This window comes from Levilactobacillus tongjiangensis (assembly GCF_003946345.1).
Lineage (GTDB): Bacteria > Bacillota > Bacilli > Lactobacillales > Lactobacillaceae > Levilactobacillus > Levilactobacillus tongjiangensis.
On record NZ_RHNY01000001.1, the window covers coordinates 19992 to 45104 of the forward strand.

21 protein-coding genes are annotated in these 25113 nt (G+C 46.8%); 13 read left to right on the forward strand and 8 right to left on the reverse strand.

The window, feature by feature from the left end; translation table 11 throughout:
* Nucleotides 1-221 precede the first annotated feature (221 nt).
* Complete coding sequence (locus EKM75_RS00090) at nucleotides 222-1058, forward strand: Ig-like domain-containing protein (protein ID WP_125690969.1); 837 nt, start codon at nucleotides 222-224, stop codon at nucleotides 1056-1058.
* Between the two features lie 140 nt (nucleotides 1059-1198).
* On the opposite strand, the gene EKM75_RS00095 is transcribed toward EKM75_RS00090, so the two are convergent.
* From EKM75_RS00095 to EKM75_RS00110, 4 genes are all read right to left on the reverse strand, one after another.
* On the reverse strand, nucleotides 1199-3100 hold the full coding sequence (locus EKM75_RS00095; RefSeq protein ID WP_125690971.1) for a heavy metal translocating P-type ATPase: 1902 nt from the start codon (nucleotides 3098-3100) through the stop codon (nucleotides 1199-1201).
* Nucleotides 3101-3752: 652 nt separating this feature from the next.
* Complete coding sequence (locus EKM75_RS00100; protein WP_125690973.1) at nucleotides 3753-6056, reverse strand: glycoside hydrolase family 31 protein; 2304 nt, start codon at nucleotides 6054-6056, stop codon at nucleotides 3753-3755.
* A 160-nt stretch (nucleotides 6057-6216) separates the two neighbouring features.
* Nucleotides 6217-6771 (reverse strand): ferritin-like domain-containing protein, encoded by a 555-nt coding sequence (locus EKM75_RS00105; RefSeq protein WP_125690975.1) that lies wholly within the window; start codon nucleotides 6769-6771, stop codon nucleotides 6217-6219.
* A 29-nt stretch (nucleotides 6772-6800) separates the two neighbouring features.
* The gene (locus EKM75_RS00110) at nucleotides 6801-7028 is read right to left on the reverse strand and encodes a heavy-metal-associated domain-containing protein (protein WP_125690977.1); all 228 of its coding nucleotides are present in this window, start codon (nucleotides 7026-7028) and stop codon (nucleotides 6801-6803) included.
* A 211-nt stretch (nucleotides 7029-7239) separates the two neighbouring features.
* Here EKM75_RS00110 and EKM75_RS00115 point away from each other — a divergent pair, with 211 nt between their 5' ends.
* From EKM75_RS00115 to EKM75_RS00140, 6 genes are all read left to right on the forward strand, one after another.
* Nucleotides 7240-8400 (forward strand): MDR family MFS transporter, encoded by a 1161-nt coding sequence (locus tag EKM75_RS00115; RefSeq protein WP_125690979.1) that lies wholly within the window; start codon nucleotides 7240-7242, stop codon nucleotides 8398-8400.
* A gap of 672 nt (nucleotides 8401-9072) precedes the next feature.
* Nucleotides 9073-10185, forward strand: a complete 1113-nt coding sequence (ald, locus tag EKM75_RS00120; RefSeq protein WP_125690981.1) for an alanine dehydrogenase — start codon at nucleotides 9073-9075, stop codon at nucleotides 10183-10185.
* A gap of 71 nt (nucleotides 10186-10256) precedes the next feature.
* On the forward strand, nucleotides 10257-11294 hold the full coding sequence (tdcB, locus tag EKM75_RS00125) for a bifunctional threonine ammonia-lyase/L-serine ammonia-lyase TdcB (RefSeq protein ID WP_125690983.1): 1038 nt from the start codon (nucleotides 10257-10259) through the stop codon (nucleotides 11292-11294).
* 116 nt (nucleotides 11295-11410) lie between these two features.
* The gene (locus EKM75_RS00130) at nucleotides 11411-12766 is read left to right on the forward strand and encodes an amino acid permease (RefSeq protein WP_125682353.1); all 1356 of its coding nucleotides are present in this window, start codon (nucleotides 11411-11413) and stop codon (nucleotides 12764-12766) included.
* 2 nt (nucleotides 12767-12768) lie between these two features.
* A complete protein-coding gene (locus tag EKM75_RS00135) occupies nucleotides 12769-14124 on the forward strand; it encodes an APC family permease (RefSeq protein WP_225426611.1) in 1356 nt (451 codons plus the stop codon).
* A gap of 224 nt (nucleotides 14125-14348) precedes the next feature.
* Nucleotides 14349-15512 (forward strand): AAA family ATPase, encoded by a 1164-nt coding sequence (locus tag EKM75_RS00140; protein ID WP_125690985.1) that lies wholly within the window; start codon nucleotides 14349-14351, stop codon nucleotides 15510-15512.
* 45 nt (nucleotides 15513-15557) lie between these two features.
* Here the strand turns inward: EKM75_RS00140 and EKM75_RS00145 are convergent, their stop codons facing one another.
* Both EKM75_RS00145 and nrdI read right to left on the reverse strand, forming a co-directional pair.
* Nucleotides 15558-16304, reverse strand: a complete 747-nt coding sequence (locus EKM75_RS00145) for a nitroreductase family protein (RefSeq protein ID WP_125690987.1) — start codon at nucleotides 16302-16304, stop codon at nucleotides 15558-15560.
* Nucleotides 16297-16770: a class Ib ribonucleoside-diphosphate reductase assembly flavoprotein NrdI gene (nrdI, locus tag EKM75_RS00150; RefSeq protein ID WP_125690989.1), complete on the reverse strand. Its 474-nt coding sequence runs from the start codon at nucleotides 16768-16770 to the stop codon at nucleotides 16297-16299. The genes EKM75_RS00145 and nrdI overlap by 8 nt, the downstream gene beginning before the upstream one ends.
* Before the next feature lie 328 nt (nucleotides 16771-17098).
* Here nrdI and EKM75_RS00155 point away from each other — a divergent pair, with 328 nt between their 5' ends.
* Both EKM75_RS00155 and EKM75_RS00160 read left to right on the forward strand, forming a co-directional pair.
* Nucleotides 17099-18613, forward strand: coding sequence for an ABC-F family ATP-binding cassette domain-containing protein (locus EKM75_RS00155; RefSeq protein ID WP_125690991.1), 1515 nt, complete (start codon nucleotides 17099-17101; stop codon nucleotides 18611-18613).
* A gap of 132 nt (nucleotides 18614-18745) precedes the next feature.
* On the forward strand, nucleotides 18746-20185 hold the full coding sequence (locus tag EKM75_RS00160; RefSeq protein WP_125690993.1) for a DHA2 family efflux MFS transporter permease subunit: 1440 nt from the start codon (nucleotides 18746-18748) through the stop codon (nucleotides 20183-20185).
* Between the two features lie 48 nt (nucleotides 20186-20233).
* On the opposite strand, the gene EKM75_RS00165 is transcribed toward EKM75_RS00160, so the two are convergent.
* Nucleotides 20234-21163, reverse strand: coding sequence for an AEC family transporter (locus EKM75_RS00165; RefSeq protein WP_125690995.1), 930 nt, complete (start codon nucleotides 21161-21163; stop codon nucleotides 20234-20236).
* Nucleotides 21164-21346: 183 nt separating this feature from the next.
* Between EKM75_RS00165 and EKM75_RS00170 the strand changes: the two genes are divergently transcribed.
* Complete coding sequence (locus EKM75_RS00170; RefSeq protein WP_125682369.1) at nucleotides 21347-21550, forward strand: hypothetical protein; 204 nt, start codon at nucleotides 21347-21349, stop codon at nucleotides 21548-21550.
* Nucleotides 21551-21598: 48 nt separating this feature from the next.
* On the forward strand, nucleotides 21599-21781 hold the full coding sequence (locus tag EKM75_RS00175; RefSeq protein ID WP_125682371.1) for a hypothetical protein: 183 nt from the start codon (nucleotides 21599-21601) through the stop codon (nucleotides 21779-21781).
* A 96-nt stretch (nucleotides 21782-21877) separates the two neighbouring features.
* Here the strand turns inward: EKM75_RS00175 and EKM75_RS00180 are convergent, their stop codons facing one another.
* The gene (locus EKM75_RS00180; RefSeq protein WP_125690997.1) at nucleotides 21878-23245 is read right to left on the reverse strand and encodes a hemolysin family protein; all 1368 of its coding nucleotides are present in this window, start codon (nucleotides 23243-23245) and stop codon (nucleotides 21878-21880) included.
* 208 nt (nucleotides 23246-23453) lie between these two features.
* Here EKM75_RS00180 and EKM75_RS00185 point away from each other — a divergent pair, with 208 nt between their 5' ends.
* Together EKM75_RS00185 and EKM75_RS00190 are read left to right on the forward strand one after the other, a co-directional pair.
* Complete coding sequence (locus EKM75_RS00185; protein ID WP_125690999.1) at nucleotides 23454-23819, forward strand: hypothetical protein; 366 nt, start codon at nucleotides 23454-23456, stop codon at nucleotides 23817-23819.
* Nucleotides 23820-24219: 400 nt separating this feature from the next.
* The gene (locus tag EKM75_RS00190; protein ID WP_125691001.1) at nucleotides 24220-25014 is read left to right on the forward strand and encodes a chitosanase; all 795 of its coding nucleotides are present in this window, start codon (nucleotides 24220-24222) and stop codon (nucleotides 25012-25014) included.
* The last annotated feature ends 99 nt before the right edge of the window (nucleotides 25015-25113 follow it).

Genomic DNA, 25113 nt, shown 5'->3' on the forward strand with positions numbered 1-25113 from the left:
CTGTTTTCTTCATTAAAGGGGAGTTAGCTTCGTCAGGTAACTATTAGCGAATACTTAGGGCCATTAGCCATGTATATTAAAGATAGTGTTAAGCCTTATTAAAAAACTGTAAACTCCTGTTCGGTACGGGCACTAATTTATACAAAATCTGTTATACTACTAGTCGGTTATAAAAATAAATACCGGCTGGAAATCGCCGGTAGATTAAGGGGTCAGGAATAATGAAGAAATTTATGGTTGCATTGACCGGGTTGGTCACGTTAGCCACGGTAGGCGCTACGGTCCCAGCTACGGCGATCACTCCAGCAGCAACAACTACGGCACACGCTGCGACGAAGCACATCGGTCCCAGCCTGAGTGTTAAGGCTATCTCTACGTCTTCCAGCAAGGTTGCGGGGACGGCTACTAAGGGTTCTAAGGTTACTGTTAAGGCAACCAAGAATGCTAAGAAGAACCTTGCTAGTGGGACTGCTTCAAAGACGACGGGGAAGTTCTCCATTAAGTTATCTAAGAAGTTGAAGAAGAACGCTAACGTTTACGTTTACGCAACGAATCCAAAGACGAAGGCTTACTTCTACCGGATCATCCGGGTCCAAGCTGCTTCGACTAAGGCTGCTACGACTAAGAAGACAACCACTAAGAAGACGACCACTAAAAAGGCCGCTACTAAGAAGACAACTACCAAGAAAGCTACGACTTCAACCAAGAAGAGTACGGCTAGCTTTTCCGTGAAGACACCAACTGGTACTTGGAAGTCCAACACGGCTAACAAGTATTCACAAAAGATGGTCTTCAGCCAAAAGACTGGTTTTAACCAATACCTCTACAAGAATGGTAAGAAGGTTAAGACGTTAGTTTCTTACGCTAAGTACAGTGTAGATGCTAAGACCCCAACGTTCTGGAAGATTTCATACACCCCTAAGGGTTCTAAGTCCTCTAAGACGCTTTACCTGCGCTTCACTTCTGCTAAGAAGTTCAAGATCGTTAACAGCAAGAACAAGGTCGTTGCCGTTAAGGCCGGCGTTGCTCCAGCTGCTAAGTGGACTTTCACGAAGTAGGCTTTAAAATTCAAACTTAACTTGTGAGACTGGTAACTCAGTAATGGGGTGCCAGTCTTTTTTCGTAAAACTAATGGATACAAATAGCGGCCACCCTCTAGGAAGAGTGACCGCTATTTGTGAGTTGTTAGAAGCAAGGATTAGTTCGTTGCGAGTTGTTGGGCAACTGGCTTAGCATCCTTGGTACCGCGAGGATGGTAACCAATCAACCGCATGGCGTTGAAGATGACGACCAGGATAGAGGCTTCGTGGACGAACATACCACTGGCCATGTAGATGTAGCCGTAAACCAGGCCAATTAGCAGGAAGGCTACTGTTAAGATGGCAATCGTAATGTTTTCCTTCGTGTTGGCAGAGGTCTTTTTAGCTAAGCCAACGGCGTGGTTCAAAGCTGTGAAGCTGGATTGCATCAAGACGACGTCGGCCGTTTCAATTGCCACGTCGGTCCCGCCACCCATGGCGATGCCGACACTAGCCGTGGCTAGGGAAGGACTATCGTTGATCCCGTCACCAACGAAGGCAACGTTACGACCCATATCTTGAAACTTTTTAACGAAGGTGACCTTGTCAGCTGGGAGTAAGTCGGCGTGAACTTCGTCGATACTGAGAGATTCAGCAACGGCTTGAGCAGTGGCTTGGTTGTCACCAGTTAACATGACCAGGTGCTTGATACCTTGCCGCTTGAGGGCGGCTAAAGCTTCTGGAACTTCAGGACGAACGGTATCAGCGACGCCTAAGATAAAGGCTAGTTTGCCTTGGTAGCCAACCAGAACGGTGGATTGACCGTCGTCTTGCATGGTGTGGAGATCATTCAGCTGGTCTGCTGTCAACTCGATACCGTTATCGTTTAACAGAGCAGCGTTACCAACAAATAACTGATTGTCATGCCAGTTGCCGGCCATGCCACGACCTTTGATAGTTTCAGTTTCTAAAGTAGCAGTATCTGCTGGTAAATGAGCGGATAGGTGGGCCACAATGGCCTGAGCCAAGGGGTGATCGGAGGTCTTTTCAATTTGAGCGACACCGGCTAGGAGCGTTTTATCGTCAGTGTAGGATTTCGTATCAGCTACCGTCATTTTGCCAGTAGTTAACGTCCCAGTCTTATCAAACACAATGGTGTCGACTTTAGCTAAACTTTCAACGACGTCTCCACCCTTGATAAGGATACCGTTCTTAGCACCGTTACCGATACCAGCTACGTTGGAAACCGGTGCACCGATAACTAAGGCCCCAGGGCAACCGAGTACCAGCACGGTGATGGCCAAGCGAAGGTCGCGGGAGAAGACAAAGACTAAGATGGCGATGATTAAAACGGCTGGTGTATAGTATTGAGCGAATTTATCAATAAACTTTTCAGCGGGAGACTTGGTATCTTGGGCTTCTTCAACCAATTCAATGATCTTAGAGAAGGTGGTCTCGTCACCAACCTGGGTGGCTTCAATCGTTAAGGTGCCACTTTCAACCATGGCACCGGAGAAGACACCGTCACCATCAGCTTTGTTGATAGGCCGGGATTCACCGGTGATGGAGGCTTCGTTAACGTAACCGGAGCCACTAACAACTTTACCATCGACGGGGACTTGCCCACCGGCTTTGACAAGAACGACGTTGCCTTCTTCTAGGTCATCGACATCGACTTCTTCAAGGGAGCCGTCGTCTTGGACCAGTTCGGCAGTGGTGGGGGCCATTTCAGTCAGGGATTGAATGGCGCCACGGGTCTTGGCCAACGTTTTCTGTTCCAGGTAGGAACCGAAGAGAAATAGGAAAGTCACAATAGCAGATTCTTCAAATTCACCAATCGCGAATGCCCCAATAACGGCGATTCCGACTAGCAGTTCAATGCTAAAAACTTTGGCCTTCAGGGCGCTGATTGCTCTCAAGACAATTGGTGCTGCGGCAATCACGGAAGCGACGATCCAGGCAACGTCGGTAACATAAGGAACGTGAGTAAACCAGGTGTTCAGGAAGCCGAGAATGATTAAGCCAGCTGACCAGAAGGTAATGGGATTCGTATGTGCGTAGATAAACCGTTGAAATTTCATGGGAAGCATCCTTTCTTGGTGTCTGTTTAAATTGTTCTATCCTTGTTGATGTCTTTATTATGCCGCGGAACCTGCGACATTAACTTGATGTGAATCAAGTTAGCGAAATTCTTTTGTATAACGTTTCGATTTTTCAGTCATGATAGAATAATTGGCTTAAATTAATCGCTCTCCGGCGGCCAGAGACGGGGCCTGCTGTGGGGACGCTTCAGGCAAAGAGCGGGCTTCTCGCTCGATTTGAAGCTACGAAAACCACGTATCTTCAAAGTCGCCCATGGCCTAGGTTGGCTAAGATCGCCAACCAATGCCATTTTCACGGCTGGCCCCGTCCCTGGCCGCCTCCGGCTGGGATTATTTGTGGCCTAAGTTGAACTTGAAGCTCAGGGTGTAGATCAGAGCCGTGAGGTCGGCAGATATGGGCTCAGGCGCGAAGTTATTCTTAGTCAGCGGGTGATTTTCCGCTGGCTTAGAATAAGACCAAGCTTGTAGACTCGTGTTTTTCGAGGCTTCAAGTTGTGTCCGCACCGTTCCAGCCCATATCTGCCGGCCGGTAAGGCGGACTCACTATTTGGGTTTATGTACAAAAAAGATTCGGGAGGATTGGTCCCGAATCTTTTTAATCGCTGCAAGCGCAGTGGAAATGGCGGGCAGTTTATGCCTGATAACTCGCTGTGGCGGCATCGTAGTGAAGCAGAAGCTGGTGGTCAGCGAGGTCTAGTTGAATGGTTTGATAAACCGGTTCGAAGCCATGATGGGTTAGACGAACCTGTACCTGTCCGTCCGTTACGCTGATAGTATAGCGGTTATAGTGGCCATCCTGGTAGGCGAAGTCAGTCCCATTGTCCTGATAATGCTGGTAGGTGGTTGTGTTGCCGTAAAGCTTGAAGGTCATAGTTGTATCAGGTTCATCTGAAATATAGGAAACGGCTGGCCCCCAAGGAAGCACCGTCCCTTTTTTCACGAATAATGGTAACTTATCCAGTGGCGCGGCGACGACAATGTCTTGTTCGCCGCGATACTCTTGATTATTCCAGAAGTCGATCCAGTCCCCAGCTGGGAGGTAGACCAGCCGCTTGGTCTGAGACTTTTGAACGATGGGCGCTACGAGCAGACTGTCACCCACCATGAATTCATCATCCAGGTTGCGGACACGCTGGTCGGCAGGATAATTCAACACAAGGGGCCGCATGATTGGCAGACCAGTCTGCGTTTCGTCAGCGAAAAGATCGTAAAGGAAGGGGATGAACCGGTAACGTAGTTTTAGATAGCGCCGGTAAATGCTAAGGGTGGGTTCCCCAAAGCTCCAGGGTTCTTGGTGTCGCGTTCCCATGGCCGCGTGATTCCGTAACAGTGGGCTGAAGATGGCCGCTTCGATCCAACGAGTCAGGAGTTCAGCGGACGAATCGGAAGCGAAGCCACCAATGTCGGTACCGGCAAAGCTGAATCCGCTCAGTCCCAAGTTACAGAGCTGGGGAATCATCATTTGTAGATGTGGCCACATACTGCGGTTATCACCAGTCCAGACAGTCGAATACTTCTGAGTACCGGCATAGGCAGCTCGGGTGATGACGAAGGGCCGTGTGCCTTGATGTTCCTTGAGTCCGGCGTACGTGGCGCGCGCCATGTTATGGCCGTAAACGTTGTGCATTTTTTTATGGGTCGCGGGGGTGTCCTGGTCGCTAAACACTGTATCCAGAGGGATTTCACCGTCAAACGATGCGGGTTCGTTCATATCGTTCCAAATACCCGCCACGCCGGTATCCGTGAGAACTTTCGTATTTTGTGCCCACCAGTGGCGAACGGCCGGGCGACCAAAGTCTGGAAAGGCCGAATTACCGGGCCAAACTTTGTTGATGTAGGTTTCACCGGCCGGGGTCTTCACAAAGTAGTCGTGTTGCAGGCCCTCTTGGTAGATGGTGTAATCGGGGTCCTGCTTAACGCCCGGATCAATGATGGGGACGACCTTAAATCCTTGCTGCTTCAGGTGGGCAACAAACTTAGCCGGGTCCGCGTACTTGGCGCGATCCCAAGTGAAGACGCGATAGCCGCGCATGTAGTCGACGTCAAAGTGAATGGCGTCGCAAGGCAGATTCTTTTCCCGCAGATTATCAGCAATGGCTTGCACCTCGGCCTGGCTAGCACTGTACCCCCAACGGGATTGTTGGTAGCCTAAAGTCCATTTCTGAGGCAGTGGTGTGCGACCAGTGAGGTAGGTGTAGTTGGTCACGATAGCTTTCAAGGTGGCACCACCTAGAATGTAGTAATCCAGGTTGCCGGCCACCGCGCTGTAGAAGTAGTAGTGGTTGCTTTCCTTGCCCAAATCCAAGTGACTCTTATAGGGGTTGTCGAAGAAGAGGCCGTAAGGGTGGCCGTTCTTAAGGCCTAGTAGCACGGGAATCGATTTATAAATATTGGGCAGAATTTCTAGTTGGGGGTCGGGGTAATCAATATTCCAGTTATCATATTCAAACCCCCGTTTGTCGAGGTAGCCGGTCTTGTCGCCGAGGCCGTAGAGGTGTTCATCTGCGGCTAGTTCTTTGACGACCTGGTAGTAACTTGCATGATCATCAATGGTGACGTTGGTCACGCTGTGCCCTTCCGCTTCAACTAGTTTTTGGTGAACTTTATCGACCCCTTTATCAAGGAGGTGGCGCTCACCACGAAAATCAGTGATGAGTGCGTGACCAGCTGCATCGTAAACGTCAACGTGACCGTCAGCGTCGAGCTTGACGGTAAGGTCACTGGTAGTGAGTACATATTGGTGAGCAACGACCGTCAAGTCATAGTCGGTTGGCTGCTGTTTGTCATCTTCAATGGCATAAGACTGGCCGGTTTCACCGCGGTTGGCAAAGACCCGAATGATACTAGGGGTCAGGATGCTTAATTGTAGCGGTCGGTGAGGGTAATCAAAGGTAATCGTTTGTTGATTTTGCTGATACTTGGGTAAGGTAGACATGTGGGTAAGACTCCTTTTGACTGTTTCTCTTCTATAATAAACGGTTACCCCCGGACAATGCAAACGGTTGCAAAATGTGATGGCCACTTTAACCGGTTCAGTTTGGCGACAAAAAAAGTGTTAGCACCTCGCAGTGTGCTAACACTATTCTTAACGCTGATTAATCATCGTCGTCATCATCGTCTTCTTCATCCAAACCATCACGAGCATCGTTACCCAGCAGAGCTTGAAGTTCGCGAATGATGTGGTTGTTCGTTCCACGTAAGTCGGTTAGGAAACTAGCTAAGGCAGGACGTTCTTCCTTTTCAGCTAGTTTAATGGCCCGGTCGACAAATAAGTTATGGGTGTCGGTGTCGTGGACTAACTCGCTAATTTGTTCTTCAGCGGGTAAGTACTTCTTGTCGCCGCCTTCTTGTAGCATGTTGTAGTTGTGGAATTCCTTAGTCGTGGTTGACACGATTTCGCCTTCATCTAAAAGCAATTCACCCAGTGCATCGAACTGTTGACGGTAGGTGGCGATGTACCCGTTGAGCAGTTGACGGACGCTCAGAGCCAGCGGACCCTTGACGGACCAGCGAACCTGATGAAATTTTACGATAGAAATATGCAGGTTGGAGAGAATGTGGTTGGTCATGGCACCAGCGGTGGGAACGTGGTGGTCGTGTTCAGTTTGGGCTTGTTCGGCAGCGTAACGGTCTTCAATAGTAGTAGTCATTGGATGAACTTCCTTTCGGTGAGTAGGGATTAGAGAGCTTTAACTTTAGAGCTTTGAACAGCATAGCCTAGGTCGGTGACGGTATTTTCGAGGTCATCGGCAGATACGGCTGCGTCATCAAACTCGGCTTTAACCTTGCTGGCGTTGAACAGAACCTTGACGTTCTTCACGCCATCCTTTTTGCTCAAAGCGCCTTCGATTTTAGTCATGCAAGATGGGCAGGTCAGCGCGTCTAATTTCATGGTTACTTTACTCATAATGAATACCTCCTAGGTTTTCGTTTGTCTTGATTACATAAGTTAGTATACGGTCAGTGGCGACAAAAGAACTTGACTCAAATCAAGTTCACCCATTTATTTGAAGAAAATCGAAAATTATTGGGTACATTAGCGTCTAGGTCTTTGTGTTTCGCAATAAAGCTAAGTATGCGACAATGGATGCAGAGTGAAAATTAAGTGAGGGACTATAATGGGAAAAACAAAAAAAGAAGTGAGTATGGCCGGTATTGTATCGGCGACCCTTCTATTGAACGCTGCAGCAGCGTGTATGTGGCCGTTGACGACGGTCTACATGCATAATCAACTCCATCAAAGTCTGACGTTGGCGGGGATTGCCTTGCTGGGGATGTCGTTGTGCATGATTCTGGGGAATTGGCTGGGTGGCCGAATGTTTGACCGCTGGTCGCCATTTTGGTCGGCAATTGTGGGAACACTCTGTTCTTTGGTACCAATGATGACGCTGATCTTTGTCCACGGGTGGCCAATCTTTGGCATCATGCTCCTGTTCATTGGGTTAGGCGACGGCATCGTGATGACCGTGGTCAATTCCTTTGCGGCGACCGTGAAGTCTGTTGAAAGTCGCAAGGTTTTCAATTACCTCTATATTGGGATGAACTTAGGGGTCGTTGTCGGCACACTGATGGTGGGGGTCTTGATGGCTCACGGGGTCACATTAGTCTTTATCGTGGCAGCGTTGAGCTATCTGGCCCTCTTACTGATCTTTTTGTTTGATTTCCGGGCGAACATTGAGCAGAGGAGCTTCGAACATAGTCGGGGGCCCGCAAAGCCAGCCCAGTTGAATCTGATTTGGCTAATTGCTTTTCTAGTCTTCTGCCTCTATATGAGCTATTCCCTGTGGGAAAGTGTGATTTCGGTTCATATGACGGGCCTAGGGATTTCATTTGAAAAATACAGTCTTCTCTGGACGTTGAATGGTCTCATGATCGTCTTTGGCCAACCAATCGTCAATCGGTTGGCGGCACGTTTCCGGTTGAGTTCTCAAATTTGGGTAGGAACCCTGATTTTTATCCTCTCCTTCCTATTGTTAGTGTTTGCTAAGAGCTATGCCATGTTTGTCCTGACCATGGTTATCTTAACGTTTGGTGAGATGACCGGCTTTCCAGGAATCCCCGCGTGGATCGATGGTCTGGCTGGTGATAATGACAAGGGAAAGTTCCAAGGCATCTACAATATGGCCATTTCATTTGGTCGGGCAGTGGGTCCCTTGTACGGTGGCTTGATTATTGAATACGGTAGTTATCAATCCCTATTCTGGTCAGTAACGGGCCTGATGTTGCTGGCACTGGCTGGTGTGATGGGCCGTAACCGGCTGAATCGTCGGAGAGGGTAACACCTTTAAATAGCAGTGTGGGTGGCTTTTGCTGAACCTTTAGGGGGACAGTAAAAGCCTTTTTTGGTGGTGCAATCTCCGCATAAACCGGTGTGGGCCGGGGGATCCAGGCTTAAAACAATTTTTTTTGGTGCCCAGAAGAATAATTTGGCTAGTGAGAAGGTCGACTTTGTGAATTGGTATACCTATAACGGGAGATACGGGTATACCGCTTTTCCGAAATGAAAACAAGGCCTTCATAGTTGAGCGATAATGAGAAAACTCTAATGATATTCCGCCTGGTTACAGTTTAAATGGATAAATTTAGTCGGACACAACTGAAAGACACTGCTTATTATTTTATTTGGTCACTTTACAAACAAGCAAATGGCCCTTCACAAAGGGGTTTGGTAGGCCTAGTCTTATGCGAAATCCTATAATGAAGCTTGTGTATTATGTAATTAATACGAGCAGTTCATTAAAAAATCTTTTGTAAAAATATTCGCATGCAACGTTTTCAGTAAAAGCGACCAAATCCGGCGCCACTAAAGGGGAAAGCGCTTCCAATCACGTGATAATTGACTTCCGTTTTTGAAAAAAATTCGACGAAATTCCATGAAATCCTTGCCAATTCCATGTGAAAGGTATAGCATAATAGTCGTAGTTAAATAACTTACAAGGAAGTGTTTTTACATGCAAATTGCCGTTATTAAAGAGCAAAAGGAAGGCGAAGGCCGTGTGGCCGCAACACCTGAAAATGTTCGCAAGATGGTAGAAGCAGGTAATGAAGTACTGGTTGAAAAAGACGCTGGTGTCGGTGCTGGTTTCAGTAACGATGAATTCGTCGAAGCTGGTGGGAAACTCGTTAGCCATGCTGAAGGTTGGAAAGCTGACCTGATCATCAAGGTTAAGGAACCAGATCCAGAAGAATACCAATACTTCTCCAAGGGCAAGATTGTTTGGGGCTTTCAACATTTAGCTTCATCTAAGCCTACTGTAGAAGCAATGATGAAGGCTGGTACGACCGCAATTGGTGGCGAAACTATCGTTGAAGATGGCAAGCTGGCATTGCTTTCCCCTATGAGTCAAATCGCAGGGCGTCGTTCAGTTATCATGGGTGCTTACTACTTGGAAGCACAACACCAAGGCGAAGGTATCTTACTTCCAGGTATCCCTGTTCCTGGTATCCACGCTGGTAACGTTGTTATCTTTGGTGGTGGTCACGCTGCTATTGGTGCCACAGATATGGCTTTAGGTTTGGGTTGCTCCGTAGTTATCATTGAATTAAATGACGACCGGATCAAAGAACTTGAAACACAATTTGCTGGCAAGAACGTACGTGTTGTTAAGTCCAACGAAGAAAACTTGGCTAAGGAAATCAAGGATGCTGATATCTTTGTATCAACTATTCTTATTCCTGGTTCTCGTCCACCGAAGTTGGTCAAGGAATACATGGTTAAGTCAATGAAGAAGGGCTCCGTTATCGTCGATGTTGCCATCGACCAAGGTGGGACCGTTGAAACGATTGACAAGCCTACGACTATTGATGACCCTGTATTCATCAAAGACGGCGTTATTCACTATGCTGTTCCTAACCAACCAGGTGCTGTTCCACGTACCGCTACGATGGCACTTGCTGCAGGAAACTTGAAGTACTTATTGGAAATCGCTGACAAGGGCATCGATGATGCTATCAAGTCCGATCCAGCCTTAGCTTCAGGGGTCAACCTGTACGAAGGTAAAGTTACTAATGAAGGTTTGGCTAAGTCACTCGACTTACCATACACTGAATTACAAAACGCTTAATAATCGCTTATCTTACTTAGGTTTCAAAACTTAAAAGTTTGAGTTTCAAACACAATTGAGGAGTGAAAATAATGGCTGCAAATGATGTAGTATTAAAGACGAACGACCTGCTCAACATTCAAGATATCGAAGAAGCAAGAAGTATTGTTTCGAAGTATGCTCGGAGAACGCCATTGGTTAAGTCCATGTTCCTGAGTAACAACGTTGTTGGTGGGGATGTTTACCTCAAATTGGAAAACATGCAATTAACCGGTTCTTTCAAGTTCCGTGGTGCTAACAACAAGATCAACCACTTGACCGACGCTGAAAAGGCTCGTGGTGTTATCACTGCTTCTGCTGGTAACCATGCTCAAGGTGTTGCCTTGACCAGTAAGTTACTTGGCATTGACGCAACTGTTGTTATGCCTGACGAAGCTCCACAAATGAAGCGTGACGCAACTGCCGGCTACGGTGCCGAAGTTGATATTCACGGTGCATTGTTCGACGATGCTCACAAGTGGATGGCAGAACGTGGTAAAAAAGAAGGCAAGACCATTGTCGATCCATTTAACGACAAGTACGTTATGGCTGGACAAGGGACTATCGGTCTTGAAATCCTTGATGACCTATGGGATGTTGACACTGTCATCGTACCATGTGGTGGTGGGGGCTTAATCGGTGGTATTGCTACCGCTTTGAAGTCATTCAACCCATCAATCCACGTTGTCGGTGTACAATCTGAAAACGTTCATGGTATGAAGGCATCTATCGATGCTGGTAAGATCGTTACCCACCATAAAGACTTAACTCTTGCTGATGGTACCGATGTTTCCACTCCTGGTGACATTACGTTCCCAGTTGTTTCAAACTTGGTTGACGAAATTGTCTTAGTTTCCGAAGAAGACATTGCTAAGGCTATGAAGGACTTACTGCAACGGACCAAAGTTGTTGCTGAAGGTGCTGGTGCCTTACCAACTGCTGCCCTCGAAGCTCACAAGATCGACGACAAGTGGTTAAAGGACAAGAAGGTTGTTGCCATGGTATCTGGTGGTAACGTTGACCTTGAACGTGTATCAAACATCATCGACCACTTCTTCTCACCAGTTAAAACTGAAGGCGGAATTGGCTAGAGATTAAATAAATAAGCATTAATGTAACGTATGTTGAACATCAGGGATGTTACAGTTGACTATGTAACAGTTGACTATGTAACATCCCTTTTGTTCCGAAGAGGATTGAGTTAAGTATGAATGATGATCAACAATTATCGCGATCGCTAAAGAATAGACATATTCAATTAATCGCCATTGGAGGAGCAATTGGGACCGGACTGTTCTTAGGCTCAGGGACTGCAATCCATGAAGCCGGACCGTCCATTATCCTGTCATATCTGATTACTGGTATCATTTGCTTCTTTTTGATGCGCAGTGTCGGGGAATTGTTGCTTTCGGATACGCGTCTCCACTCGTTTATCGACTTCGTGGGACGTTACTTAGGGAACAGATTTGAGTTTGTCTTAGGTTGGACGTATTGGTTCTGTTGGATCAGTATCGCCATGGCTGATTTAACGGCGTCTGGAATTTATATCCGGTTTTGGTTCCCACATTTTCCACAGTGGGCGACCCCCTTACTCATCATCGTGTTGTTATTACTGGTCAACTTGGCCAACGTTGATTTGTTTGGGGAAATGGAATCTTGGTTTTCAATGATCAAGGTCGTTGCCATACTGTTGTTAATTGTGATTGGGCTTTACCTTATCGGTACGAATTTTACAACGCCGAATACAGTTGCTAGTTTTAGTAACTTGTACAGCCATGGTGGGGTCTTCCCAACTGGTATTAAAGGATTCATGGCCTCGTTCCAGATGATTGTGTTTGCCTTCGTCGGGATTGAAATGGTCGGGATCACTGCTGGTGAAACGGAAAGTCCCGAGAAGAACTTGCCCAAAGCGGTTAACAGTTTGCCGCTGCGGATTGGGTTGTTCTACATTGGTTCAATGATCATTATCATGTCCGTTTATCCTTGGAACAAATTAGCTCAAACGCAAAGTCCATTTGTCCAAATGTTTGCTGATATTGGTATCAATGCAGCTGCTGGTGTCGTTAACTTTGTTGTGTTGACTGCAGCCTTGTCTGCCTGCAATTCTGCCATTTTCACCACTAGTCGTACGCTATGGTCATTAGCAAAGGGTCACAACGCTTCACAACGGTTCAAGCACGTGAATAAAAATCACGTTCCACAAAACGCGCTACTACTGTCCTCAGCAGCCTTGCTGATTGTGGTTGTGTTGAACTATGTGATGCCGAAGGATGTCTTTAGTTTAATTTCCGGTGTGGCCACGGTTAGTTTCCTATTCGTTTGGTCCGTCTTGATCATCACTCACTTAGTCTATAGACGTAAGAATAAAGAAAGCGCTGAACATAATATTTTTCCAGCACCATTCTATCCTTACGCCGACTACATTGCGCTTGCATTTTATGCGATTATCTTTGTCATCCTGTTTTTCAGCTCTAGCATGCGTCTTTCACTGTACGTTTCTGTATTGTGGATCATATGCCTGTTCCTTATTTATGAGGTTGTCAAAAAAGTTAGGAGGACTTGATCATGGCTGATAAAGCAAATTCTGGGGGAATGAAGAAGTCGATTGGTTTCTTCGCCGCCTTATCAACTGTTATGGGTACGGTTATTGGTACCGGGGTGTTCTTTAAAGCCGCCGCTGTTACCGACTCAACTGGAACCATCAGTTTAGCATTACTCGTTTGGTTCTTAGGTGGGGTTATTACCATCTGTGCCGGGTTAACGGGGGCCGAACTGGCCGCTGCTTGGCCTGAAACCGGTGGGTTGACCAAGTACATCGAACACTCATACGGTGGTTTCTGGGGTTTCTTAGCCGGCTGGGCACAAGCAATTATTTATTTCCCGGCTAACGTTGCCGCCATTGCCATTGCCTTCGGGACGCAATTTGCGAACCTGTTTGGCTTAGCACAAAGCTGGATTGTTCCAGTTGGGTTAATCACTGCCTTCTCCTTAGTTCTGATCAACTGGATCAGTGCTAAGGCTGGTGGTTGGGTAACTTCAGTTGCCTTGGTTGTTAAGTTGATTCCATTGGCAGTTATCGTGCTGCTTGGTTTCTTCCACTCAACCAGCGTTGATTTCTCTCTGTTCCCAGTTGTTGCCGGACCACACCGTGAATTCTGGTCTGCATTAGGTAACGGGCTGCTTGCCACTATGTTCGCATACGATGGCTGGCTGCACGTTGGGAACATTGCCGGTGAAATGAAGAACCCTAAGAAGGACTTACCAAAGGCTATTGCTTTAGGTATTGCCCTCATCATGGTTGTTTACTTACTGGTTAACGCTGTGTTCCTGTACATCGAACCAGTTGACCACGTTGCTGGTAACTTGAACGTTGCCTCCGATGTTGCTAAGGTATTGTTCGGTGGTGTTGGTGGTAAGTTCATCACGATTGGTATCCTGATCTCCGTATTTGGTGGGTTGAACGGTTATACCATGACTGGTATGCGGATTCCTTATGCCATGGGTAAAGAACACAAATTACCATTTGGTGATGTCTTTGCTAAATTGAACAAAGCTGGTGTCCCTTGGGCTGCTGGTTTGATTCAATACATCATTGCCTTCATCATGATCTTATCTGGGCAATTTGATGCGATTACCAACATGTTGATCTTCGTTATCTGGGTATTCTACTGCATGGCCTTCGCTGCTGTTATTTTCTTACGGAAGACACAGCCTAACTTGAACCGGCCATACAAGGTTCCACTATTCCCAGTTATTCCGTTGATTGCCTTGGTTGGTGGTATCTTCATTCTGGTTTCCACGATCATCCAACAATTTACGACTACGATGATTGGTGTCGTTGCTACGGCAATTGGTATTCCAATCTACATGTACCTGAAGAAGAAGTGGAAGTACGACGAACCTAAGACTAAGGAAGACTAAGCGTTAGGTGCGTTAAAATTCTAAAAATAAAGAGTTACGTGTCAATTCGATTGTGAATTGATGCGCAACTCTTTTTTTGTTTTGATTAAATTAGTTATGAAATCGTTCGCTGTCAAATTTGGAAGGGATATTAATATTGTAATAGGAGATTTCGTTGTTTGCAGAGCTGATGATTGTATCTAAGTTTGAGAGGCGTAAGATGCAAAGAAAAGGGAGGTTACGCCATGTTAATTGATTTTACGCTGACAAATTTCCGTTCATTCAAGAATCCAGTAACGTTGTCGTTAGTGGCCACCAACGCTGGTGGGGCGGAACGCTCATTGCCATTAACTGGAACGAAGCGCGGACTGAAGTGTGCTGCCTTATGTGGCACGAACGGTGTTGGCAAGAGTAATGTTTTAGCTGGTTTATTACGGATGCAACAGATGGTCGTAACCCCAACGGAAGAAATTACAGATGATTTGCCCTTTGAGCCATTCCAATTGGATGGTGGTTCTAGCCAACGACCCACCACTTTTGCGGTAACGTTTAAACGAGCGGGAATCGCCTACCGATATGCTTTTAGTTATCAAGCAAATCAAGTATTGGATGAGTCACTTCAGGCGACGATTCCTGGTGAGAATCCCAAGGTCTTATTCTCGCGAGAAGGTGGCCAATTCGTTCAGGTACCAGTTGGCCAGCATACAGCAATTAATAATACACGGCCGAATGCATTGATGCTGTTTGCGCTACAGAAATGGAATTACGCACCGGCTATCGAGGTGTTTCGCTGGTTCAGTGATGATTTGGTCAGTTTGGATAGTCAGCCAAGGGTTAACGGGCGCTTAAACGAGGATGTTGTAGCTCAGCTGACGCAATTTCTACACGCTGTGGGGTGCGAGGTGGCTGGCGTAATTCAGCATCAAGTAGCAGTTCAATTTTTAGATGGGTCACGTTATGACCGACCCGACCTCTACTTGCGTTATGAAAAGTACGATGATGCGGGCGAGGTTGTAGACGTTGTCGAACTACCCTTATCACGAGTTTCAGTCGGGACCCAGCAACTAGTCGCGTTTGGTCTTGCCCTGATTCAGGCACAAACGGCGGCTCATCCACAGACATTACTAGCCGATGAATTTGCCAGTGCGTTGCACCCGGAAGTGGCCCTAGCTTTGCTAGCCTTAGTGAATTCAACGGCCATGCACAGTCAGATTGTGCTCGTAACGCCGCAATTTGGTCTATTGGGTGGTCAGCTACGTCCTGATCAGTTGTACCTGGTCACTAAGAATTATCGCGGGGAAAGCCACTTGACCCAACAATTGGCTCCCGAGATGGCTGCCCGGCAGGTGGCCATGCAATCACAACCTAACGTGGATATGGGTATCTTGCGGGCGACCTTTACCTTATGATGCCCAAAAAGGGTGGGAAAGCTTCCCACCCTCCAGATCATCTAATTAATGTAACCATCCCTGCTGATGAATACTAGTTAAGATTCCAGCACGTTGCTGTGGATCTCGGGATAGTTCGGTAGCAATGTGGTGAGTAAAGGTTTCATCACGCTGATGGGTGCCGCGTTGATGGTAATAGTCAGTGACGAGTTGATCATAGCTTTGTAGCACCTGATCAGCGGGTGACAGAACGTGGTAACCGTTAGTGAAGTGCATTAGCTGTTGTGGCAGACGAGGTTTCTGTTCCGGCTGCTCGGCTGGATGGCCAATGGCAATTCCAAGAACGGGCAAAGTTAGTTCCGGTAAATCTAGGAGGCTAATTAGACGTGGGACGTCATTTAAAATGCTGCCCATGATGGTGCTGCCTAGACCCAAGCTTTCACCAGCAGTCACAATGGCTTCAGTGGCAATAGTGGCATCAAAAATACCAGCAAGTAACTTATCCAGACTATGCAAGTTAGCTTGGGTGGTGTCATCGTTGGGTGCTAGGCTCTGGTTCCGGTACTGATCAGCAATCATCACAAAGTAGTGGCCCGCACTTTCTAGCCAGTGGTGGCCAGTTATGTCGGCTAACACGGCCAACTTAGCTGGGTCGGTGATACTGATGATACTATATTGTTGAGAGAACGTGCTGGTGGCCGCATGTTGCGCGGCATCAATTAAAGTTGCGACTTCGGCTTCTGTGAGTGGCTCAGACGTAAATTTACGAACGCTCCGATGGTTTTGCAGGGTTGTTAGGGTTGGGCTAGCCATGAGCAGTCACCTCCCGTGAGCGAGCTACGAGAGCGTCATAGACGCGGGTCTCATCGCGGGGGACACCACGTAATTCATAGTTGGCGACAAACGGGACTGAGTATTTTTGCGCGTAACGTTTAGCAGTCAGACAATACTGTTCGTTGAAATTGCGGTTACCACTGCCAACCACCCCTATCAATGCCTTAGCGTTATCTTGGTAATCAATGTATTCACCTAGAATATTCGTCATGAGTTCTTTGACGCCGTTATCAATACCGTTACCGCCGTCCAGGTAGGTGGGAACGAAGCAAAAGTAAGGGGCTGTTTCAGACTTGAAATCGGTCATCTCATCGATTTCGGTTGCGTTGATTTCCGGAAGGTCAGGGTCCGCCGCGTGTTTTTTAGCGGCGTACGCCGTGAGATTCTTGACGAAATTACGCGTGTTACCTTCGATAGATATAAATAAAATACGTAAAGGTTGCATAGTTTTCCCTCCGGTTTTCTGAGTTATTGGTTTCAGTGTACACGATTTTGAATCGAAATGCTGGTGATAGGGGGACTTGTCAAACAAAAAACAGTATGCTATTCTTTTGGTAATCTAAGAAAGAACGAGGTATTCAGCCGATGCGTAACTAATTAATCCACAAATGTCAGTCAACTTTCACCGCTAGACGGGTGGAGTGGGCTTGTGATTTGGGGTTGATGGTTACGCCGGCTGAGTGGCTAAGGACATTCAGTGGGCGCCATTTCCGAACGGAAAGCGGCCACTTTTTTAGTACCATCAATCCCTGCTATTAAAGGGGGACGAACTTTTGACACAAATAAATTTAGCGAATATTGAAAAGACAGTTGCTGGTACGACTTTGTTTACAGTTCAACGGTTGTCGGCTACGGATGGTGCCCGGGTAGGAATTATCGGAGCAAATGGGACGGGTAAAACAACCCTGGCCAAGATTATTGCTGGGGTCGATACGCAGTTTAGCGGTGAGCGGCACGTGACGGCGCCGGTGACGTTGGTCCCACAGATTGCACCGGCGATGGGGCAATCGGGTGGTCAGAGTATGTTGGCGCGAGTGCGGGTGGCCCTGGCGCAACGACCAGCGATTTTAATTTTAGATGAACCTTCCGCTAATCTAGACGATGAGCATCAGCGCTGGTTACAGGAACAGTTATTGCGGTTTAAGGGGATTCTAATTGTCATCTCGCATGACCGGTCACTCCTGACGGCAATTACAACGCAGGTTTGGTCGTTAGAAGAACAGACGTATACACCATATAATGGCAACTTTGCAAAGTTCACCACGTATCGTGAACAGCGACGAGAAAATACTTTGTCGCAATATCACCACGAACAACGTGAGCAACGTGACTTACGTGAAGCTGTTCAAGCACGACATGAAAAGGCTGCGCGTATTCGCAAGGGGAGTCGGCAGATGAGTGCTGGCGAACGTGCAAATTCCCAGTCGGTTCGGGAACAGAATGCCGGTAAGATGGAACGTGGTGCCCGGGCCTTAAAGGATCGCGCCAACCGGCAGACAGTGACGGTTAAACCACATGAGACGGCACCGTTAAAATTAGTTGCCACCGATCTACCACCAGTTCGCGGTAAGTTCTTAGTGACCGTCAATGAACTTGATTTACAACGCGACGGGCGGATGCTCTTACAACGAGCAAGTTTACGGGTAGCACCTGGTGAACGGGTTGCTTTGGTCGGACCGAACGGTAGTGGTAAATCAACGTTGATTGAAGCAATTTTAGCGCATCAGGCGAATACGCGATTGGCGCCCAGTGCCCGGGTGGGTTATTTCCATCAAGATATGACTGTATTGCCACAGGAGCAAACGGTTTGGCAGTTTATGAGTCGGGCCACGGCGCTTGATGGGAATCGTACTCGTCTGATTATGGGGGCGTTTGGATTATCGGCAATCTTCTACGAACGGCTCATTGGTGAGTTGAGTGGGGGCGAACAAGTTAAACTCCAATTACTTGCGATTTTAGTCAGTGCTAGCAACCTGTTGATTTTGGACGAACCAACCAATTATCTGGACTTACCTGCGTTGCAGGCGTTGGCAGAATATCTGGTTAATTATCCGGGTACCGTGGTCTTTGTGGCGCATGACCAAGATTTTCGGCAACAGGTGGCCACCCGGACCTTGGTTTTCAAGAACCAAAAATTGTTGGATCCCACCAAAACAGCCAAGGGGACTCCAGCTTCAGACTTACCGCGATTACAATTTGAATATGATCAATTGATGATGGCGCCTGAACTTGATACCCAACGTTTGCGAGAATTACGTGAACAAATCGCGGCGTTAAAAGCGAAGTAAACTGAGAGTTTACTAAGAAAATGCCGATGGAATCGCTTTCTATTAGCTTTTTCTAAATTAACGCTTACGAAGACTTGTTTTTTCTGCTAAAGTAATCCATTGTGTTCGAAATGAAAGTGAGTGTGAAAACAAATGGATTCAGTACAAGACAGCCATTCAGAAATGGCGAAAAAAGCTCGTGTACAAGTTGAACATCCTATGCTTGCAATGATGGGGATGTTAATCGGGGGCTTTGTTGGGATGTTTTCAGAAACGTCCTTAAACATTGCGTTGCCACAGTTAATGGTCCAACTGGGCGTTACGACGGCCACGATTCAGTGGTTAGTTACGGGTTATATGTTGATGGTCGGGGTTGTTTTACCACTATCAAGTATTATTACAAAATGGTTTACCACACGACAGGTTATTCTGTTCGCGTTGATTGATTTCGCTGTTGGTGCCGTCATCTCGGCCACCGCACCAGGTTTCGGCGTTCTGCTGTTTGGTCGGATGATCCAAGGGATTGCGACTGGGCTGATTTTACCGTTGATGTTTACGGTGGCTATGCAAATTTTCCCACCTTATAAGTTGGGTGCTGCTATGGGTGTGATTAGTCTGGTGATTATGTTTGCACCAGCCGTTGGCCCAACTTTAGCGGGTATTGTTTTGGGCGTCGCTTCTTGGCGATGGATTTTCTGGCTATTCGTACCTTTCTTAGTTATTGCCTTTATCTTCGCGGTAACATCCTTGACTAATATTGCTGAAATTACGCGGCCTAAGGTGGATTTATTATCGATCATCTTATCCACGATCGGCTTTGGGAGCTTAGTCATGGGGGTCAGCTTGGCTAGTGATCATGGTTGGGGGTCAGGTGCTGTCATTGGTGCCCTGATCTTGGGCCTGGTTGTCTTAGCTTGGTATACACACCGTCAATTGAATACGGAGAAGCCGGTCTTAAATTTACGAGCCTTTGCTATTCCTGGTTTCCGGATGGGTGCCGTGTTAGTTATGATTAACTTTGGGATTATCTTATCTGCCATGTACCTGTTACCAATGGTTATTCAAAAAGGACTGTTGGTTCCAGTAGCGTTAACCGGGATCATCATGTTCCCTGGTGGGATTGTAAATGCCCTTGTGTCAGCCGGTGCTGGTCGGTTGTACGACCGGGTAGGTGCCCAGAAGCCAGTCCGAGTAGGCTTTATTATTTCGATGGTGGGGGCGTTAATGTTAGCCTTTACGTCGACCTCATCAGCTGTTTGGTATATTATTTTAGCTCACGTTGTCCTCATGATTGGGGTACCATTGGCGATGTCACCATCGCAAACCCATGGGTTAAACGCCTTAACGGGCCCAATTGCCGCCGACGGGAGTGCCATCATGAATACGTTCCAACAAGTTGTTGGGGCGATTTCAACGGCGATTGCGACTAGTCTGTTGGGAATTGGTCAAGCAGCATACACTGCGACGAGTGGTGTGAACCACGCCGCTGGGGCCTTCGTAAACGGTGCCCACTATGGGTTCTACTTTACGTTTATCTTAGCGTTAGTTGGTTTCCTGTTAGCTTTACGTTTACCTAAAACTGAAAGTAAGTAACAAAAAGACCGAGCAAGCGCGCTCGGTCTTTTTTCGGTATTAAGAGGATTATAGCCAATTACTTAAGGTGAAGACTACTGGGATGGTGACGATGCAGAGAATAGTCGACAAACTCATCAATGTCACGGCGGGCGTGGTATCTCCGTGATCCTTTAGGGTAAAGAGCACAACGTTACCCGCCACGGGACAGGCTGCCATGAGCACGGTCGTGTACAGGGGAATGCCGGTTACGCCAAATCCGGTCAAAATCAGCAGGCAGATAACTGGGAAAATTAAGTTTCGCAGTAGGAGCGGCGTCCATAACCGGGCGTCTAGCGTATGTCGATTGAGCTTAACCGCAGCTAGGCTATTGCCGATAACAATCATGGATAATGGCGTATTGATTGAGCTGACGTAAGTGATGGTTTGGTTTAAGAGGCTTGGCAGCTGCGCAGCACTCATAAAGATTAAGAGGCCAATAATAATGGCGATGATGTTGGGATTTAGAAGAATTTGGCGCCATTTGACGCGTGAATCTTGACCATTATGGGGCGTAAAAAGGGCAATGCCGTGCGTCCAACAAAAGACGTTAAATCCAGCTAGGGAGGCAACGGCGAAGAAAACGCCAGTGCTGCCAAAGAGTGCGCTGGCTAAGGGAATACCCATGAAACCGGCGTTTGAATAGACCGCTCCAAACTGCATGATACGTTTTAAATTAGGATTTGAGACGCGTTTAAAGATGAGGTTCGTTACGAGGACCATGATGAAGTAAGTGATGATGATGCCTAACATGACAATGCCTAGGGTACGTAATCTGCTGGTAGAGAAGTGTTGCTCGAATGCATTAATAATTAAGCAAGGGGAAACGATGTATAAGAGAATGTTGGTTAAGTCGGTAGCGGTCTGGCCGTGCATGAACCCTAATTTATTGGTGAGTAGACCGACGGCCATTAGAATAAACATTAAGATAATTTGATTTGCGAGCTGGGAAATATCCATAGGGTGTGCGTTGCTTCCTCTCAAAACTGATATGAAAATAACACTAGGTTTTATTATGTAATCAAGTTTTTGGCAATGTCAATGATGACACGCCTTTTCTCGCGTCCGTATAAGTAATACAATGAATAGTGAAAACCATCAAGGGCATCATTTGCTGGTTTTCGGGGTAGGGGGTTGTAACGGATGCATTTAAACAAAAATTTTTATCGATCAATGAACTTTTGGGGTGGAATTTCTGCTGAAATCTTGGGGTTTTGGGGCTTTTCGCCCTTAACGACCACGAGTATTTTGGATCTAGTTTTTTCACTCGCACTCATTGTCTTGGGAATTTACGAGTTGTTCTGTGGTTTAATCGTTGTTAGAATGGGCCAGGATGATTCTAAATAATAGCTGACTGGCGGGGGCTAGTTAGTGATTAAAAGCAGGAGGGACAGTATGACTTTCAACCGACGCTTTGTTCATTCATTGGATTTCTGGAGTGGCATCTTGATTATGTTTCTGATGATTTGGAACATTTTACCATTCCGAGTAGCCAGTGTTTTTTGGTGGGTATGTTTCCTACTATTCTTAGGTGGCGTGTTTTATTTTGTTAAGGGGTTAGTTAAGATTCGTCACTAGTTAGAACAGTCTACATAAGGTGTTTACGGCCAAATGGCCGTTTTTTTTTTACAAAAAAAACGCGACAACTAAGTCGCGCTTCTACAAGGCTTATCTTCAGTTTTCTTTGTCTTCATCAGGTGCTTCCGTCGTGATCTGTTTCTGTGGCGGATTGACCGTAACTTCTAACCAATTGATAAAGGAATTTTCGTAGTCCAGGACCTTTAAGTCGAAGTTCTTCAATTGAATGACGTCATTGACCTTTACATCTGGGTAGTTATCGATAATAAACCCAGCCATCGTAACCGTATCAGAGGCTTCAAACCCTTTAATGTCTGTATTAAAGTAACGTTCGAAGTCATAGGTCGTCATCTTCCCATTCACTTGGAAGGTGCCGTTGGGTTGCTTGAAAATATATTGGTCGTTGGCATCGTCAATTTCATCACGGACGGTCCCAAACAGTTCTTCGTAAATATCCTTATCCGTAATGATCCCGGAAGTTCCCCCATATTCGTCAACGACAACGACGATAGGGGTCCGCTTCTTGATCATTTGCTGTAGGACTTGGGTAATTGGTGTGGTTTCAGGCGTAGTTGAAATATCTCGAATTAACTTGTCTACACGAATGGAAGAATCCACTTGCGTTTGACGAATTAAGTCATAGTTATAAACGTAGCCTAAAATCTTATCTTTATCATTGTCAGCAACCACAGGAAGCCGGCTGAACCGTTCCTGGAGGTACACCGTCAAGGCTTCCTTGACGGTCGACGTAATGTCGATAACCTCAAGTTGCGTCCGGTCGATCATGATGTCTTTGGCCACTTTGTCGTTCAACTCGAAGGCCCGCTGCATGTAGACTAAGTCGTTCTTTTCAAGCTCCCCACCTTCCACGGCACTCCGTGAGAGGTTCAAAATTTCAGCTTGGGAGAAGACTTCGTCGCTTTCGTTAGCAACTTTAAGACCCATCAAGCGCACAACGCCGGAAGCACTGGAGTTGAGTAACCAAACGAATGGGTAGAATAGAACGTGGCAATAATGCAGAGGTGTGACCACTAACATTAAAACCTTCATTGGCATGTCGATAGAAATGTTCTTGGGGACGATTTCGGTGAAGACCACTTCTAAGTAAGTCAGGAGTAAAACCCCGAAAATGACCGCGATAGTGTGAGCTGTCGCGCCATTTAGGTGGGCGGGTGCAATCCCGTCTAGCAAGAGGTCAACGAAGAACGTTTCCCCAATCCACCCTAAGATAATACCGGCAAGGGACACCCCTACCTGAGTTGTTGATAAATATTCATTTAAATTGGTGACCATTTTCATGGCCCGATTAAGCTTGGTTGACGGCTTATCGCTCTCGGCGATTTTTTCTTCAAGAGCGCTAGGCCGAGTCTGAACCAAAGCAAACTCGCAGGCAACAAAGAAAGCTGCAAAAAAGAAGGTAATTAAAATAATAATTAGATTCACAACTATCTGACCGCTATCCACACATCATTCCTCATTTCATTAGTTCTATCCCTTTATTATAGCGCGTCTCAGCACCATTTCACAGGGGGTGAATTGAAGCAAATTGTACCCTTTATAGGTTCGCTTAGCAACCGAACATCGCCAAAAAAGTCAAGATAGAATGGAATACTTAACGTTTGGCAAAAAAAGGACTAGACTTGAATTAGTAACATCAAAGGAGATTTTGATTATGGCAGATACACCAAAGGAAGAACAAGCAGAAACACCGAAGATCGACATTCCAGCTGAAGACGTGGAAAAGGCTTCGAAGTTGGTTCTGGATCCGGGGTATGTGACGAAAAAGGATCTACCAAAGATGGCAGATTTAGCCTGGGCAACCGCGCTATCTGATGCTGTAACGAAGCATTTCTTAAACGACGACGATGACCACGACCCTTACGTCTACTTCGAGCAATTTGACTTTGCCGGTGGGGACATTGATTCTATCATCTTTAACATGGACGTCGTCAAGACCCGTGAAGGCGCTTTGCACGACTTAGCCGATGCACTGGGTGAAAAGATTGTTGATCATGACGTTCAACAAACCACTTACTAAAATTGGTGATAAAGGATTCAGTGCCTAGCACTGGATCCTTTTTTGACAGTGATCGTTCAGAAAAAGTGCTATACTACAAGCACTTGGCAGGGGCACGACCGCTTGTGTATGATGGCCGTGTTTTCAGAAAGGCGCGCAGAAATTTTCTGCACGCCTTTTTTGTCCCTGAATCGGTGACTACTAAATTTGGCGTGAAGCTAAGTATAGCATGGATGAGTAGCGGATGGGTCTTTCAGAAAAGTTTTTTAGTTTACCCAGTTAGTAGCTTGTTTGTCTGCGAATTGAGAGGGTTAGCATGTGGCTAACTTGGACGTTTAAAAGTGGAACTTAGTGGCGAACGCACCATCAAATTGGTAGGCTGAAAGAAAAATGACTTTTAGGGAAGATTCAGGTGATACGGATGAGAAGAATCGTTCAGGGATTATTGCTGCTGGCTTTAGTCAGTGGTCTAACAGGGTGTACCGCCACATCAGGCTATCGGGCAAAGCACACAATTCAGACGGGAAAATTACGGGCGACGACGTTTTCTTTGGTGGCCAGTGCGGAGAATTCGACGACCAATTACCACCAACAGTACGGTTATATTGAAGATATTGGCGACGGCCGTGGCTATACAGCGGGTATTATTGGGTTCACCAGCGCGACGGGTGACTTGCGCCAGGTTGTCCAACGGTATGTCCGGCTAAAATCCTATCACAATGGGTTACGGCGTTATTTGCCAGCCCTACGCAGAGTCAATGGCTCGGCATCGCACACGGGACTGGGCTCGGGCTTTGTTAAAGCTTGGCATCAGGCTGCCAAGGATCCGCAGATGATTCGCGCCCAGGACACAATCCTGAATCGCCAGTACTTACGACCGGTTCTGAAGGCGGCCAAACAGGATGATCTGAGCCCGCTGGGTCAATATATTTATTACGATGCTGTGGTCGTTCATGGTCCTGGTGAAGATAGTCAGAGCTTCGGCGGTATTCGCCGCCAGGCTAAGCGGTTTGCTAAAACACCCCGACAAGGTGGGAATCAGGCGGACTACTTGCGGGCGTTTTTACAAGCACGAGCTAAGGTAATGAAACAAGAACGGGCACATAAGGATTTATCACGATTGAACGTTCAACGTCAATTCATTAAGGATAAAAATTATCAGCTTAAGCGGCCACTCAGTTGGCGGATGTACGGGGACGCCTATCGGTTAAGCTGAGTATGAGGTGATCGATGGATGGTCGCTGAGATCTGGTTCGATATACGCCTGCTTGATTTGACTAACTATCTTTGACCTTAAACAGCTATTTTACTCTTT

Coding starts and splice junctions, on each gene's coding strand:
- EKM75_RS00090 (WP_125690969.1), top strand. CDS start 222: ATGAAGAAATTTATGGTTGCATTGACCGGGTTGGTCACGTTAGCCACG.
- EKM75_RS00140 (WP_125690985.1), top strand. CDS start 14,349: ATGTTAATTGATTTTACGCTGACAAATTTCCGTTCATTCAAGAATCCA.
- EKM75_RS00170 (WP_125682369.1), top strand. CDS start 21,347: ATGCATTTAAACAAAAATTTTTATCGATCAATGAACTTTTGGGGTGGA.
- EKM75_RS00165 (WP_125690995.1), bottom strand. CDS start 21,163: ATGGATATTTCCCAGCTCGCAAATCAAATTATCTTAATGTTTATTCTA.
- EKM75_RS00100 (WP_125690973.1), bottom strand. CDS start 6,056: ATGTCTACCTTACCCAAGTATCAGCAAAATCAACAAACGATTACCTTT.
- EKM75_RS00110 (WP_125690977.1), bottom strand. CDS start 7,028: ATGAGTAAAGTAACCATGAAATTAGACGCGCTGACCTGCCCATCTTGC.
- EKM75_RS00115 (WP_125690979.1), top strand. CDS start 7,240: ATGGGAAAAACAAAAAAAGAAGTGAGTATGGCCGGTATTGTATCGGCG.
- EKM75_RS00145 (WP_125690987.1), bottom strand. CDS start 16,304: ATGGCTAGCCCAACCCTAACAACCCTGCAAAACCATCGGAGCGTTCGT.
- EKM75_RS00135 (WP_225426611.1), top strand. CDS start 12,769: ATGGCTGATAAAGCAAATTCTGGGGGAATGAAGAAGTCGATTGGTTTC.
- EKM75_RS00160 (WP_125690993.1), top strand. CDS start 18,746: ATGGATTCAGTACAAGACAGCCATTCAGAAATGGCGAAAAAAGCTCGT.
- EKM75_RS00095 (WP_125690971.1), bottom strand. CDS start 3,100: ATGAAATTTCAACGGTTTATCTACGCACATACGAATCCCATTACCTTC.
- EKM75_RS00105 (WP_125690975.1), bottom strand. CDS start 6,771: ATGACTACTACTATTGAAGACCGTTACGCTGCCGAACAAGCCCAAACT.
- EKM75_RS00190 (WP_125691001.1), top strand. CDS start 24,220: ATGAGAAGAATCGTTCAGGGATTATTGCTGCTGGCTTTAGTCAGTGGT.
- EKM75_RS00185 (WP_125690999.1), top strand. CDS start 23,454: ATGGCAGATACACCAAAGGAAGAACAAGCAGAAACACCGAAGATCGAC.
- ald (WP_125690981.1), top strand. CDS start 9,073: ATGCAAATTGCCGTTATTAAAGAGCAAAAGGAAGGCGAAGGCCGTGTG.
- EKM75_RS00130 (WP_125682353.1), top strand. CDS start 11,411: ATGAATGATGATCAACAATTATCGCGATCGCTAAAGAATAGACATATT.
- EKM75_RS00175 (WP_125682371.1), top strand. CDS start 21,599: ATGACTTTCAACCGACGCTTTGTTCATTCATTGGATTTCTGGAGTGGC.
- nrdI (WP_125690989.1), bottom strand. CDS start 16,770: ATGCAACCTTTACGTATTTTATTTATATCTATCGAAGGTAACACGCGT.
- tdcB (WP_125690983.1), top strand. CDS start 10,257: ATGGCTGCAAATGATGTAGTATTAAAGACGAACGACCTGCTCAACATT.